The 14970-nt window shown below is 61.9% G+C and carries 9 protein-coding genes; all 9 read right to left on the bottom strand.

Annotated elements, in window-relative coordinates:
• Positions 1-7040, bottom strand: a 7040-nt coding sequence (locus AC3WTO_RS07380; RefSeq protein ID WP_492459991.1) for an autotransporter-associated beta strand repeat-containing protein, incomplete at its 3' end; no start/stop codon positions are given.
• Positions 7041-7491: 451 nt separating this feature from the next.
• On the bottom strand, positions 7492-9267 hold the full coding sequence (locus tag AC3WTO_RS07375) for an SLC13 family permease (protein ID WP_492459990.1): 1776 nt from the start codon (positions 9265-9267) through the stop codon (positions 7492-7494).
• Between the two features lie 81 nt (positions 9268-9348).
• Complete coding sequence (locus tag AC3WTO_RS07370; protein WP_492558406.1) at positions 9349-10293, bottom strand: D-glutamate cyclase family protein; 945 nt, start codon at positions 10291-10293, stop codon at positions 9349-9351.
• A 10-nt stretch (positions 10294-10303) separates the two neighbouring features.
• A complete protein-coding gene (gene sctT, locus AC3WTO_RS07365; RefSeq protein ID WP_492459988.1) occupies positions 10304-11119 on the bottom strand; it encodes a type III secretion system export apparatus subunit SctT in 816 nt (271 codons plus the stop codon).
• A 9-nt stretch (positions 11120-11128) separates the two neighbouring features.
• Positions 11129-11398, bottom strand: coding sequence for an EscS/YscS/HrcS family type III secretion system export apparatus protein (locus tag AC3WTO_RS07360; RefSeq protein ID WP_492459987.1), 270 nt, complete (start codon positions 11396-11398; stop codon positions 11129-11131).
• Positions 11399-11411: 13 nt separating this feature from the next.
• Positions 11412-12065: a type III secretion system export apparatus subunit SctR gene (gene sctR / locus AC3WTO_RS07355; protein WP_492459986.1), complete on the bottom strand. Its 654-nt coding sequence runs from the start codon at positions 12063-12065 to the stop codon at positions 11412-11414.
• On the bottom strand, positions 12058-12864 hold the full coding sequence (locus tag AC3WTO_RS07350; RefSeq protein ID WP_492558405.1) for a FliM/FliN family flagellar motor switch protein: 807 nt from the start codon (positions 12862-12864) through the stop codon (positions 12058-12060). Before AC3WTO_RS07350 ends, sctR begins: the two co-directional genes overlap by 8 nt.
• A gap of 308 nt (positions 12865-13172) precedes the next feature.
• Positions 13173-13655, bottom strand: coding sequence for a hypothetical protein (locus AC3WTO_RS07345; protein ID WP_492459984.1), 483 nt, complete (start codon positions 13653-13655; stop codon positions 13173-13175).
• Positions 13652-14947, bottom strand: a complete 1296-nt coding sequence (locus tag AC3WTO_RS07340; RefSeq protein ID WP_492460061.1) for a FliI/YscN family ATPase — start codon at positions 14945-14947, stop codon at positions 13652-13654. The genes AC3WTO_RS07345 and AC3WTO_RS07340 overlap by 4 nt, the downstream gene beginning before the upstream one ends.
• Positions 14948-14970: the final 23 nt, after the last annotated feature.

Here is a 14970-nt window from a genome sequence, read left to right as displayed (position 1 = left end):
CCGCCGCTGCCGGTGATGTCGGAGGCAATGCCAACGGCAAAGCCGTTGCTGTCGAAGCTGCCGCCGCCTGCCGACAAGGTGACCGCGCGGGCAGCGCCGAGATCGAAGGCTGCATCATAACGCAGCGTGCCACCATCGAAGGTCAGGCCACCGGCGGCATCGCCGAGATTGCCGTCGCTCGCCACAGCGATGGTGCCCTTGTTGAAGATGGTGCCGCCCGAATAGCTGTTGGCCCCTTCCAGCACCACCACGCCGCTGCCGTTCTGCACCACCTTGCCATGGCTGCCGGCCTTGTCGGAGATGACACCGGAGAAGGTGTAATTGTTGGAGCGGTTGAAGGCGAGCGTGCCACCCAACGACACATCGCCCAGGATCGAACCGGTGCTGCCGCCATTGCCGAGCTGCAAGGTGCCTGCCTCGACCACGGTGCCATCGCCATAGGTGTTGTCATTGGTCAGGATCAGCGTGCCGGCGCCGATCTTGTGCAGCGAACCGGGATCGGTCGCATCGGCGATCACACCGGCAATGGTCATGGTGTGGCCATTGGTGTCGATCGTGCCATAGCTCGGGCTGACCTCGAAGCGGTTGGCAAACGTCAGGCCATCCGCTCCCGCCTGGAACACACCCGCATCGTTCAGCAACACACGGCCACTGCCGACCGCGCTGTTGTTGGTCACGATGAGGGTCGTTGCGGATCCACCGAAACGGCCGACCGTCGTGCCACCGCCATAAGAGTTTGCTCCTGACAGGGTCAGCGTTCCGCCTTCGAGCGTGAGTTTGGCGAACGAGCTCGGGCTGCAGCCGATACCGCATTCACTGATTGCGCCGGAGAAGGTACCATTCGCGGCGGTGATCCTCAGATCATGATCGCCGAGGTGGATTTCGCCGCTACCACTCAGCGACTTGAATGTGGATGGCGACGAGCTCCCCGCGATGTCGAACAAGCCGTTCACGACAAGGCTGCTGGAGGACGACAGGCCGCCATTGTTGACGAGCCAGAGGCTGCCACCTTGATCGACCGTGGTCGTGCCGGTGTAGGTACTGACTCCGGAAAGGTATTGCGACGCACCGCGCGCGATCGTCACGCCGCCACCCGTTCCTCCGCCGAGGCCGCCATCCTGGATCGATCCGATAAAAGGATTTGAGGAACTGCCGGCATCGGTGATGGTGAGCGTCTTGGAACCGAGCGCCACAACGCCATACCCGGAAGGCCCGAACAGCTGGCGTACACTGGTTCCGTTTGTCGTTTGCGAGATGTCAAAGGTGCCGCTGACCATGACGAAGGACGATGAGGAGATGGAACCGTTGCCCTTCAGCGCCAGCGTCCCTGAAATCCCCGTTGTGCCGGTGTAGGTGTTGACGCCCGACAGGGTTTGGATGCCGCTGCCAATGTCGATCTGGCCATCGCCGGTAATCACGCCGGCAAATTCGGTCGAGCCATTGGTGATCCCCAAGCCCGTATCGCCTAGTCGTACGGTTCCTGAGGAGGTTCCGGCAAGGCTTGTGACCCAGGTAAGGCCAGAGGTGCTCACGCCGGAAATGTCGAAGATGCCGTTCTCGACCGTCACGACGCTGGAGTTTGCGATGCTGCCGCTGCCCTTCAGCGCCAGCGTACCGCCCTTGATCGTGGTGGCACCCGTATAGCTGTTGTTGCCTGACAGGATCAGCGTGCCGCTGCCGAACTTGTCGAGCCCGATGCCGGCGGCGCCGGTGAGTGCCGAAGCGATCTCGGCCGTGGTGCCAATACCGGTGACTGTGACGAAGCTCGCCGAGCTGTTGTTGGCGCTGTCACCGGTGAGCGTCAGGTCGCCGCCGTCGAGCTTGTAGCCGTCACTGGTGAACTGGATGCCTTCGAAGCCGACCGGTCCGCTGACGGTGACCAGTCCGCCGGTGCCGGTGAACACCGCCACCGAGCCACGCCACTGGTCGTTGAAATTGGCGGCACCCGGAGCGCCAGTCCAGTTGGTGCCGCCAGCACTCCAGGTGCCAGCGCCACCGTCGACGGCGCCGTTGCCGACAGCATCGGCGCCATCCCAGAACTGCACGATCTGGTTGCCGTTCTGGATGAACAGGTTGACCTGATGCGGAATCGCGGTCTGGATGGTGGCGCTGGCCGGCAGGGTCGAATAGCTGCCGGAAACCGTGCCATCGACATTGAACAGCCGATAATAGCCAGATACCGCGCCCGGCGTCAGCAAGGTGCCGCCCAGCGTCAGGTTGCCGGTGACATGGACGAGATCGTTGAGCGGACCGCCGACGGTCCCCGGCGCGCCAAGCTCGAACAGGCTGGTCGAGCCAGCGCCTAACGTCAGATCACCGGCGACCGTCAGCGTGCCCGGACTGTTGCCGGCCGACAGCGTACCGTTGACGACGGTGTTGCCGATCGTGCCGTTGCCGCCGATCGTGGCATCGGCATCGACCGTCACGTTCGACGATGCGATCGAGCCGTTCACCAGCAGCTTGCCGCCACTCACCTTCGTTGCACCGGTGTAGGTGCTGGTGCCACCGAGGATGGTGGTGCCGGCAATCTGCTCGACGCTGCCGTTGCCGGAGATATCGGGGGCAAACTGGTAGTCCGTCTCGATGTGGTTGAAGACAATCTTGCCCGTGCCGGATCCGAAATTCACCACTGGCGCGTTGAGTTTGCCGGCGCGGGTTGCTGTGTCGCCTGCGGCCGCGCCGATGTTGAGCGTTCCTATTGAGCCCGTCTCCTGTGCGATCCGCATAAAAGTGGTCGAGACGGTGCCGCCGTCCTGGATCGTCAACGTGCCACTGCCGGAGGTGCCAACACGCAAAATGTTGCTGTTGGCCCAGGTCGAACCATCGCCAGTCACCATGACGGTGCCTGCCCCGCTGGGTTGGTCTCCTATACGCCCAAGAGTATTGCTGACAGTTCCGCCATCGGCGATCGTCAACTCGCCACTGCGAAGGAGGCCGACATCCAACTCGTCGCTGTTGGTCCAGATCGAGCCTCGACCCGTCACCAGAACAGTGCCCGACGAACCGACCTGAGATCCTATGCCGCCGGACAAGCTGCTGACGGAGCCGCCATCCGCGATCGTCAACTTGCCGGTGCCAAGGTAGCCGACATACAGCGCACCGCTGTTGGTCAAGCGCGATCCATCGCCTGTCACCATCACTGTGCCGGAAGAACCGTAGTCGTATCCTGCATAGGCATTGGTGGCGCTGACGGCGGCGCCATTCGAGATCGTCAGCGTGCCGGTTCCGGAATAGCCGACGTGCAAATTGCCATTGTTTGTCCAGCCCGCGGTGTTGCCCGCAACCAGTACCTCGCCGTCAGTACCCGCGGCCCTGCCAGCATAGCCGTCGCCATTGGCGATGGTCCCGGTGATCTTCAACGTTCCGCCGTCTACTGTCGTGGCGCCGCCATAGCCGCTGTTGCCGGTCATCGACAGCGTGCCGGCTCCGCTTTTGAGAAGGCCGCCGGCGCCGGTGACATCGCCGCTGATGGTCGTGGAATGCGTATTCGTATCAACCGTGCCACCATTGGTGGTGAGCGTCAGGTTGCGCGCGGCCGCCAGGTCGAACGTCGCGCCCCACTGGAGGGTGCCGCCATCCAGGGTAAGGCCACCGGAGAAATCGCCAAGATTGGCATCGCTTGAAACGACGAGTGCGCCGCCAGAAATGGTGGTGCCGCCGGTGTAGGTGTTCGTGCCGGTCAGAGCCAGATTGCCGGTGCCGGCCTTGGTCAGCATGCCGGAGCCGGAGATCGCACCGGCATACGTTCCGCTGCTTGCCTGGCTGAAGGTGAGCGTTGCGTTGTTTAGGATATCGCCCAGCAAACTCGTCGTGTCGCCGACAAGGGCACCGGCGCTGATCGTGGTGCCGCCCGTATAGGTGTTGGCACCTGTCAGCGTGAGTGTGCCGGTACCGGCTTTGGTGAGTGCGGTCTTTTTGGTCGCACCGTTTTTGATGATACCGCTGAAAGCCGTCGAGCTGTTGTCGCCCCCTGCTGTCAACCCTGCATCATTCGCGCCGCCGTTGGTGACGATACCATCTCCACTCAACGAGCCGATTTCCTGGTCGGTTCCACCAAGGTCGATGGTCGCACCACCGACCACGCTGAAGGCGCTGCGCGCAGCAAAGCTATTGGCCGCGCCACCTTTCAGCATGCCGCTGGAGACGGTTGTCACCCCTGTGTAGGTGCTGGCGCCCGACAGCGTCAGCGTACCGCTGCCGACCTTGACCAGCGAACCACCAATGCCCTCGATCCCTCCGCCGACTTCGGTTGAGTTGTTGTTGGCGCCAACGGTGAGTGTCTTCGAGCCGAGAAGATGTGTACCGGCGCCTTCAATCGAGCCGGTCGCCGTTCCGGTTGAGGCGTTGGATATGTCGAATGTACCACCGGCCTTGGTGATGAAGCGCGCGTTTCCCCCGCTGGCATTGCCAAAAAATCTGACGGTTCCGCCGCTGTTAGTGGTGATGGTTGCACTGCCGGCCGTGCTGGCAGCCCCAATGAGGACCCTTTCGTTGAAGGAGAGGTCGCCATTATTGATGATAACGGCATTGCCGCCATTACTGCCCTCGAGGAACGACAGGCTGAGATTGTTGGTGATTTCAGCATTGTCGGCGGAGCCGGTACCGGAGAATTCCAGATCGGAATTATTGGTGACATGGGCGGCACCCGCTTTGCTGTTGCCGGAAAAAACCACACGGTGGCCGGTACCGCTCTCGTTGACGATAGTGGCATTCTCGGCGGAACTGGTGCCTGAGAAGGCCAGGTCGGAACTGTTGGTGATATGGGCGGCGCCAGCTTTGCTGTTAGCGGAAAAAACAACACTGTGACCAGTGCCGCTCTCGTTTACGATGGTGGCATTTTCGGCCGTGCTGTTGTCATCGAATTTCACGGCGCCGCGGTTCGTAATGGTTGCGCCGCCGGCTTTGCTCGTGTTGTTGAAGTTCAACGTGTTGTTGTTGCCGATCCTGGCGCCTCCGGCTGTGCTGGAGGTGTTGAACGCCAGTGTGCCGTTGTTGGTGACATTGGCGGTTCCGGCTGTGCTGGTGGCGAGGAAAATCGTGGTTCCGTCGTTCGTGATTTCCAGGTTGCCGGCGCTTGACGTGCTGTCGAAATAGGTCGTGCCTGTGTTCGCGATGCCTGTCATGCCGCTTGTGTCGGCGTTGGTGATCATGAACGCGCCGATCGCGCCGACGTTCACACCGCCGAGGATCTTGCCAGTGGTGCTGGCGTTGCCGATCTGCAGTGCGCCGCCATCGATTTTGGTACCGCCGGTGTAGGTGTTGGCGCCGGTGAGCGTGACGGTTCCGCTACCGCCGATCTTCAGGTCATCGCCGCCGATCACACCTGATAACGTGAGGGTCTTTCCGCTGAATGCCGAAATTGTTCCGCCGCCCGCGGCAAGCGTGACGGCGCGCGCGGAAGAGAACGTTTCGCTGGCAAGCAGTGTACCGCCGGTCGTGGCATCGCCGAGCATCAGCCCCCCTGCCAGGCTGCCGAGTTGGGCGTTGTTGCTGATGCTGAGATTGCTGTTGTCCCGGACGATCGTGCCGCCGGAATAGCTGTTGGTGTTGTTGGTCAGGATAAGCGTGCCGCCCCCGATGACATCGACCACGCCCGTGGTGCCGCCGTCCTCGATCTTGCCGGCCAAGGTGATCGTGCTGCCGGCGGTATCGATGGTGGGCGTAGCGGTGAGCGCGAAGCCGTTGTTGAAGGTACCGTTGGTGGTGAACTGGACGGCCGTATGGTCACCCAGCGACACTTTCCCATATCCAAACGAGCCATTTTTGCCAGGCGAAGCCCCCGCGCCCCCGCTGACCGTCGTGCCAGGGCCGCTGACGACCAGCCCGTTGAAGTTGTTGGCATCGTTCAGCAGCTTCAGCGTGCCGCCGCCCGAAAGCGATATTCCCTTGTCGCTGACGCCACTGATGGAGCCGGAAATGGTCGTGGTCGTGCCCATGGCCACACTGACATTGGTCACGGCATTCGTGGTGGTGAAGATGGCTCCGCCAGCGCCGAGCGCCCCGCCGCTGCCGCCTGTAGCCGAGCCGTTGACCGTCGTGTTTTTGGTGTTGCTGATCGTCAGTGTTGCACTGCAGTTCACGTCGACCGCCGTTGTGCAGATGAAAACGTTTCCACCCAGGCCCGCGCCGCCGCCGCCATTCATGCCAGCGCCGTTGCCGCCACCGTAACCACCGGGGCCGGCTGGACCTCCATAAGGATTGCCGCCGCCGCCGCCGCCGAAGCCACCCGCGCCGCCAGCAGAGCTTCCGGCGCTGCCCTGGCCGCCGCCGCCGCCGCCGCCAAAGCCGCCATTGCCGCCATAGGTGCCGCCACCACCGCCGCCGCCGAAGCCGCCCGAGCCGCCATTCGCGCCACTGCGCGCGCCGCCATTCAAACCACCGCCGCCACCGGCATTACCCAGGCCGCCGCCGCCGCCGCCGCCATTGGCACCACCGGCCACCGCGCCGTTGCCACCACTACCTCCCGGCAAGATGCCGGCACCCGGCGTAGCCGACCAACCATTGCCGTTGGCACCGTCGCCACCGCGCGCGTTGGCACCAAGCCCACCACCGGCGCCGCCGAAACCAACGCCACTACCGCCCGAGCCACCCATGCCGCCGCCGCCGCCGGCCCCGCCGCCGCCCGAGCCATTTCCACCAACCGCGGCGTTGCCGCTGAAAGCAACATCGGTGAGGGTAACATTGCCCGACATCGCGAAAATACCGCCGCCGGCGCCCATGCCACCGCCGCCACTCTCCTGGCCGTTGCCGCCCCTGGCCAAACCATTGGCGAGCGTCACGTTCGAGATGTTGACGCTGCTGCCGCTTCCGGCGGCGACGAATAGGACACGATATTGGTTGTTGCCACTGATCGTGTTGTCGTTGCCCGTGATCGTCACACCTTTGGTGATCGCGGTGAGCTCCGCCGTCAGCGTGATGTTGCCGGTGATGTTGATCGTGTCGCTGCCGCTACCGGCATTGACGCTGGCGATCGCGGCCTGAAGGCTAGCGGTGTCATTGGCATTATAGGTTGCAGCTGGTGCAGGGATCGGGGAAAGCATGACACTGGCCAAAGCCGTACCCGCTGAAAGGCGCGCGGCCCAACCTGCGCGGATTCCAGAAGTCGTCTTTGCGCTCACGTTCGATTCCCTTCACAGCGACACTGGGCGTAGACACCAACTTCAGAGCTCCTGCGAGCCCTTGAGTTGACCCACCCAAGAAAAGTCAAGCCGCTGGTTTTATTTGAAAAAACGACAATACCCCGCGCACCACATGCTTGCGCATGCAGTCGGCGGGCCGCTTCGCTCCGATGCGGGCGGTCATGTGCTGACAAGTCCAATTCGCGGCGCGCGAGGTAACTCCCACACCGTCCCTGCCCATCGGTATTTCGGGCTTATTTATGCCCCCATAGTCGTCGGGGCGTCCTGACGGCAAACCGTAGGTTTTCTGAAATTTTTCTGAAATTTGGATCGCGCCTGCACTGCAGTGCGACCACCGATCCGTCCCGAAAATCTACCGCAGCGGCCAGACCAGCATCAGCATTGGAACCGCCACCGCGATCACCAGAATGGAAAGCGGAAGACCGAGGCGGGGATAGTCGCCGAACCGGTAGCCGCCCGGCCCCATCACGAGTGTGTTGCACTGATGTCCGATCGGGGTCAGGAAGTCGCAGCCCGCGCCGATCGCTACAGCCATCAGGAAGGCTTCCGGATGATAACCGAGAGATGATGCGAAACCCGCGGCAACCGGCGCCACGACCAGAACCGTCGCTGCATTGTTGAGAAATGGCGTTACCGCCATCGCCAAGACCAGGATGAGCGCCAACGCACCGGCTGGTGGCAGTTTCGCGCCGAGTTCGGCCAGCCACATTGCAATAACGTCGGTCGCGCCGCTGCGACGCAGCGAGTCCGACACGGGAATAAGCGCCGCGAGCATGACCAGGATCGGGCCATCGATGGCATTGTATATGTCGCGTATCGGAACCACGCGGAAAAGCACCATCGCGACCGCAGCGGTGAAGAAGGCCACCGGTATTGGGATGACTCCGGTCGTGGTGGCGATCATCGCAGCAGCCAGGATGAGGACTGGGATGCTGCCGCCCCGCACACTGCCCAGCAGAATTGGCCGTTCCGCGAGCGGCAAGGCACCGAGTTCGCGCAGGACATCAGGCAGGCGTTTCCGGTTGCCTTGCAGCAACAGCACATCACCCAATCGCAGCGTCAACGTGCCGAGACGTTCGCTTATGCGCTCGCCTTTGCGACTGACGGCGAGAAGATTGATCTTGTAGCGGTCATAGAGTGCCAGGCGCTGCGCGGACCAACCGATCAGCGGTGAACTTTCCCCGAGGACCGCTTCCACCGTCATGTAGGATTCGCCGCTGCTCTCGCCCGATGCCTGGCGACCGTCGGTCAGGTCTAGCTTTGCCTGAGCGACAACGCGGTCGAGCGCCTCGGGCGACCCCTCGAGCAGAACGATGTCGCCTTCACGCAACTTCGCGTCTGGCAGGGGGGCGACATGGAACGTTCGTGAGCGCAGGATCGAGGTCACCACCACCTCGCCGCCCGCATAACTCATAAGCTCGGCCACCGTCTTTCCGTTCACGGTCGAACCGGATACGACCAGCGCCTCGGTAACGTAGCTGTTGACGTCGAGTGCATCCTGAACGGAACCTGTTTCGCGTACGCGAACCGGCACGAGCCAATAAAACAGCGCCAGAAAAACGACGCCTGCCGCCGCCAGAGCCGCACCGACGGGCGTGAAGTCGAACATGGTGAAGGAGGTGCCGGTGATCTCCTCGCGGATACGTGACACCACGACATTGGGCGATGTGCCGATCTGCGTCATCAACCCTCCGAGCAGCGAACCGAAAGCCATCGGCATCAGAAAGACCGAGGGCGAACTGTTGGACCTGCGCGCGAACTGAAAGGCGATGGGGATCATGATCGCGAGCGCGCCGATGTTCTTCACGAATGCTGACAACACAGTGACGACGGCAACCAGGAGTACGAGTTGCGCCCGAACCCCGGTCACGTTGGGTGCGACGCGCTGTATGGCGAACTCCATGACACCGGAACGGGCAACACCCGCGCTGACCAGCAAGGCGCTGCCCACGATGATGACGATGTCGTCGCTGAAACCTGAGAACGCATGGTCGTAAGGGACGACACCGACAGCAAGCGCAAGGATCAGTGCCAGGCACGCGACGAGATCGTAACGCAGACGCCCCCAGACAAAAGCCGCCATCATCAAGACGATGACGGCAATGGAAAATAGCTGATTGATGGCCATGGTGAGGAAGTTCCCTCTCCGGCCTGGTTTGTCAACGATGCGTACAAGACAGCGCGCGTTTCCCGAGGGTACGCGATCGACTTACGCGACCTTGGCACTGCCCTCGCGAACTATCGCGTCGACATCGGTGATGAGCAAATGGCCTGGAGAGGCGGTGATGGCGATCGCCAGTTCCGCATGCACGAGGGCTTCCTGCGCCGTCACGCTGCTTGCCCAGAACACGGGTATCTCATCGTCGCCGATTTCGATCGCATTTCCCCAATCCGGCGAGCTGAGATCGGCTATCCCCAGCATCGATGGATCGCCAACATGAAAAGGCGAGCCATGAGCGTTGGGAAAACGCGCGGTGATTGCCCGAACCTTGTCAATGTCGCAGCGCCGGATGGCACGCATGGCGACGACCAGCCTGCCACCGAACGGACCAACAGCGCGGGTTCTGATTTCGGTGCGGTATTTCGGCAATGGGCCGCTGACGCCGCCATGGCGCAACCGCACCCCTTTCTCGACGAGGGTCGGCTCGAAACTCAGCGAACTGCCGAGTGCGAACGCTGAAAAATCGTCCCGCCACAGATCGACAATGTGGGTGGTCTGGTGCACGACATCACCGTAACAAAAGATGCTGTATCGCGGCGCGTCGGTACGGATGTCGATCGTTCCAAGCGCAGGCACGAATGGGCTGCCGGCACGACCGAGCCCGACCAGCGGGCACGCCTTTGCGTTGGACAGGCAGAATTTGTGCAAATCGCCGGCAAAACGCTGCGGCACGATCACAACATTCGCCTGCAGCTTGCCCCGCGCCAGACCGCCGGTCGCGCCCTGGTACACCCCCATTCTGACCAACCGGCGCAACCGGTCGGGATCGACCAGGCGCAAGTCTTCGGCGATCAATGTGGTCTGAGGTCCCATGCTTCGAGGTAGTCCACGCTGCTTAGACTTTTCAGGAAGTGCTAAATCAAGGCCGGCAACGCTGATTGTCAAATCACCAGAACTTTCTCCTGACAATAAATTGCATTTATTAGCCGACACAGCGACTGCCTCATCGGCATCCCGTGCAGCTCAGCAATTTGACCTGTTCTATCGCTGTATTCAGAAAGCCAAGATCGCGTCTCATGTAGGACAGGAGAAACGCGGCGTAGAGAACAAAGACAAAGCAGAACACAAAGGTCTTCACGATCAGCGACAGGCTGAAAACATTGAAGTGCGGGGACGCGCGCGCCAGGAACGCCAGCACGATATCGGACAGCAGCATGCTGACTATGAGGGGGAATACCAGCGTCAGCGCCATCTTCAGCAACTGGTTCAGCAGGCCAAGGAAAATTCCGGCGGCGTCAGCGCTGAACACCGGTGTCAGGTGCTCGACGGGCCAGAGCCCATAGCTGTCGTAGACGGCGTTCATGGAAAGCTCCAACCCGCCAGCGGAAAGGTAGATAGCGATCATGACAATGGCGAGCAACGTGCCGGTGGCACTTGTCTCATGCGTCATCATCGGATCGATCAGCGTTCCCATGGTGGAGCCCCGCTGCAGATCGAGGATATCGCCCGCGGCTTCGGCGGCCCAGAATGGCACGCCCATGGCCAACCCAAGTGCGATGCCAACCAGGAGTTCCTTGAGGATGTAGATCACGATCATCGCGCCGGCTATTTTCTGCCCCGCGAGCGTCTCCATGAGCATCGGCAGGATCGGAACCGCCAGCGCCAGGGCGACACTGTTGCGCAACAGACCTGACAGCGGAACGCGCGAGAACAACGGCATCATCAGCATGAAGCCGCCAAGGCGAGCCAGCACGAAAGCTCCTGCCAGGATATAGAGCTGCAGGTCCCTGAGCGATGCGAAAAGCGGCTCGACCGGCATCAGGTGACCTCAGCGTGTCGCCGACGGAAATTCGTCAAACACGGCGGATGCCTGCTCGGCGATCTGCAGCCCGATCATCGGGCCGACCAGAATGATGACGACGAGGATAACGACCAGCTTGATCGTCTGCGGCAGCGACTGGTCCTGGATTTGCGTCAGCGCCTGGGCAAGCCCGACCAGAAGCCCCACGGCCAGAGCTGCGATGATGGCGGGACTGGAAGCGAGCAGCACCGTTATCAGTGCATTCTGGACCTTGGCGAGAATGAAATCGCTGTTCACGTTTCACCGCCCGTCAGCTGTAGCTGAGGATGAGGCCGTGCATCAGCCTCGACCAGCCATCAATGGCAACGAAAAGCAGCAGCTTCAGCGGGATGGAAATCAGCACCGGCGAAACCATGATCATGCCGAGAGTCATCAGGATGTTGGCGACCACGATGTCGATGATCAGAAAGGGAATGTACAGCAGGAAGCCGATCTCGAAGGCGCGTGTCAGCTCCGAAGAAACGAACGCCGGCACCAAGATGGAGAGATCGTCGTCCTTGAGGTTCTGGCGTGCCTGTTCCGGCCACAACCGTGTGGTGCCGTCGAGGAAGAACTGACGCTCGCGCGGCTGGGTGAACTTGAGCAGGTGTTGCTGCAAAGGCTGCTTCACGATCTGCGCGGCGCGCGCCAGGTCGTCGGTCGTCTGGAATTGCACCTGCCCTTCCTGCAGCCGCGTGCCCATTTCGCTGATCAGCGGCGTGGTGACATACACGGTCAAAACCAGCGCGATGCCGTAGAGCACGAGATTCGGTGGCATCTGCTGCACGCCAAGTGCGTTGCGGATCAGGAACAGCACCACCGAGATCTTGAGAAAGCCGGTCATGGTGACCACGGCCAGCGGCAGCAGGCCGACGAAGCCGACGGCTATCAGGATACCAAGAAGATTGGGCGAGGCTTCAAGCATTGTCGAACATGCGGGTTACCTGCACGCCAAGGCTTTCGCCGATCTTGACCATTTCGCCTTGCCCGACACGCTTGCCGTTGGCGAGGATGTCCACGGCCTGCCCGGTCGCATCCAACTGCACGACCGCGCCGGCGGTCAGTTGCCTGATCTCGCCAAGCCGCATCGTCTTGCGCCCGACTTCGAAAGCGAGCGCGACCGGCAGGTCATCCAGTGTCGCATCGTCGATTGCCCCCGCGCCTGCCAAATTCTGACCCATCGTCCACTCCCATTTCGATCCGGCAATAATGACTGGCGCGGCAAGCAACTGAGGTCCCGACGCGACCACGGCGACGGGCGCGATCAGCCTGTCGCCAATCACCACCATTGCTGCTGCCTGCTCGTCGAACAGCACGACGTCTCCCATTTGCAGCCTCCTCGCCTCACCCAGGCTGACGGCAAGAACGTCGCGCCACAGGCGAACGGACAAAGGCAATTCCAACGGCAGTAGCGGCTCACCCCGCCCGGCTTCATCAAGAAGTTCGCCCAGTCTGGCGGGCAGTGCGCTGTCATTCGATCGCAGCGCGCACGCAAAGTCCTGCCCGCCAACGGACAGAACAAAACCGAATGGCTCAGGCCCAGAAGGCTCTTGCACCTCGACCGAGGTAAGTTCCATCGGCACCCGCAGTCTGGCTTCGAGCCAGTCGAATTCATCGGCAAGAGCTGCTTCCAGCAGCAACGCAGTGTGTCGAGGCGACAGTGTTTCCAGCCGAGCCGTCTTCTCCACCGCCGTCAGCAGGTGTTCCACCAGCTTCGGCTGCACGCAAAGCTCAGCGGAATGCTCCCCGATCTTGACCAACAGCGTGTAGGATGACTGATCGGCCGGTCTGACAACCGGCCATGCCGTGGCGATTTTCGCCGGTTGTCCGGCAAGCGTGACGTCGGCAGGAAGGCGCCTCCTGTAGAACGCGTTCAAGGCCATGACGCGATCCGACGGGATCACTTCCAGTTCCGGTGCCTTGGCAGCCGCAGGCGTGCGGAGACTTCGCCGAGCCGGCTTGTGCCGCGCTTCCACTTTCGCAGATTTCAGCGATCGAGGCATCGAATTGCCACCTGGACGATCATCGAACATCATTGTTTGTGCGAGGTGTGTGGGCGGCGTTCATCATCGATGAGTTCTGCCACAGCGGTGCCGCGGATGGTTGCGCGCCGCTCAAGGCGATCTGCCAGCTTTTCAAGCTTTGTCAGGGCTTTGCGGCTCTGCAGATGCCGTTGCTGCGCTGTCGTCAGTTGGTCTTCGCGCTGCTTCTGGACAAGGACCGCAGCCTCGCCCTGCGCCTTGATCTGCCCGGATTTGGCGAATGACGCTTCATACCGGCTTTGTGCCAAATGCAGTTCCGCAGCCTTCACGATGCGATCGGCAAGGCTCGAAACCGCCGCGTTCTGTTCGTCGACCGTGCGCTGCACATGTTCAGCAAGCATCTGTGATGTTCTCTCAACCGCATGTTGTGCCTCGCTGACACGCACCTGATGTTCGGCGACGATTTTGCGGGCATTCTCTTCCCGGCGTTGCCTGAGTGTGCGCAATCGGACGATCATCTGGTTGTTCTTCACCCGGCGATCTCCCTCATGTGCTGGCGTGTCGCCTCCATGCTTTCGCTTTCATCGGACGCCTGCCGCAGGAAGGCGTTGATGGCGTCGATCTTGGTCATGGCTTCGTCAGCCAACGCGTCACTGCCGGTCTTGTATTCGCCGACCTGGACGAGCAGTTCGATGTCGGCATACCGCGCCATCAGCTGGCGCAATCGCCCTGCGTCCGCCCGCTGTTGACCGGGGGCGACCGTTTCCATCAGGCGGCTGCGGCTGCGCAGCACATCGACCGCGGGGAAGTGATTGCGTTGTGCAAGCTGGTTGGACAGGAAGATATGACCGTCGAGCAGCGCCTGTACTTCCTCGGCCACAGGGTCGAAAGTACCATCGCCTTCGAGAAGGACACTGTAGAGACCGGTGATGGAGCCAACAGCACCAGGGCCAGATCGCTCGAGCAGGCGCGGTAGCGCGGCAAACAGCGACGACGGAAAACCGCGGCGCGTTGGCGGCTCGCCGGAAGCCAGGCCGATCTCGCGCTGAGCGCGTGCAAAGCGGGTGATATTGTCCATGGCGAGCAATACGTGTTTGCCCTGGTCACGGAAGTATTCGGCGATCGTGGTGGCGACATAGGCAGCCTTGACGCGTTCGATGGCAGGACGGTCGGAGGTCGCCACGACGATGACCGCGCGCGCCAGTCCTTCCGCTCCGAGCTGCCGTTCGACGAATTCACGAACCTCGCGGCCGCGCTCACCGACGAGAGCAACAACGGCGACGTCAGCATCGCTGGCGGTAACGATGTTGGACAACAGGATCGATTTGCCAACGCCAGGCTCGCCGAAGATACCGACACGCTGGCCCCTGGCACAGGTCAACATGCCGTCGATGGCACGAATCCCAAGCTGGATGGGTTCGGAGATCAGCCGACGCTGCAGCGGAGACGGTGGAAAGGCGTGGATGGGGTAGGCGTCTTCCAGCGCCAGCGGCTTGCCGTCGAGCGGTTCGCCAAAGGCGTCGATGACCCTGCCCAGCAGGCCGGGACCTACTGGCACCTGTTGGTCCTTGCGGGTGGGAACCACCTCGGTCAGGCCGGACAGGCCGGTCAAATCACCAAGCGGCACCAGGATCGCTGCGTCTTCCAGCAGGCCAACCACTTCTGCCTTCATGCTCCGGCCGTTGCGCCTGTCGACCAGTTCACAGATCTCGCCGATCCTGGCTTCCTCGACACTGGCATGGATGACGGTGCCGACGACGCGTTGCACACGTCCCTTTTTCGGTCGGCTTGCATCCTCGCTCAACCCGGAGCGCAAACCGGGCATGATCGAAGCCAAGCGATCCTCGA

This window comes from Mesorhizobium sp. EU05-FHT14A09 (genome assembly GCF_058790995.1).
This window is presented reverse-complemented; position numbering and strand designations above follow the sequence as displayed.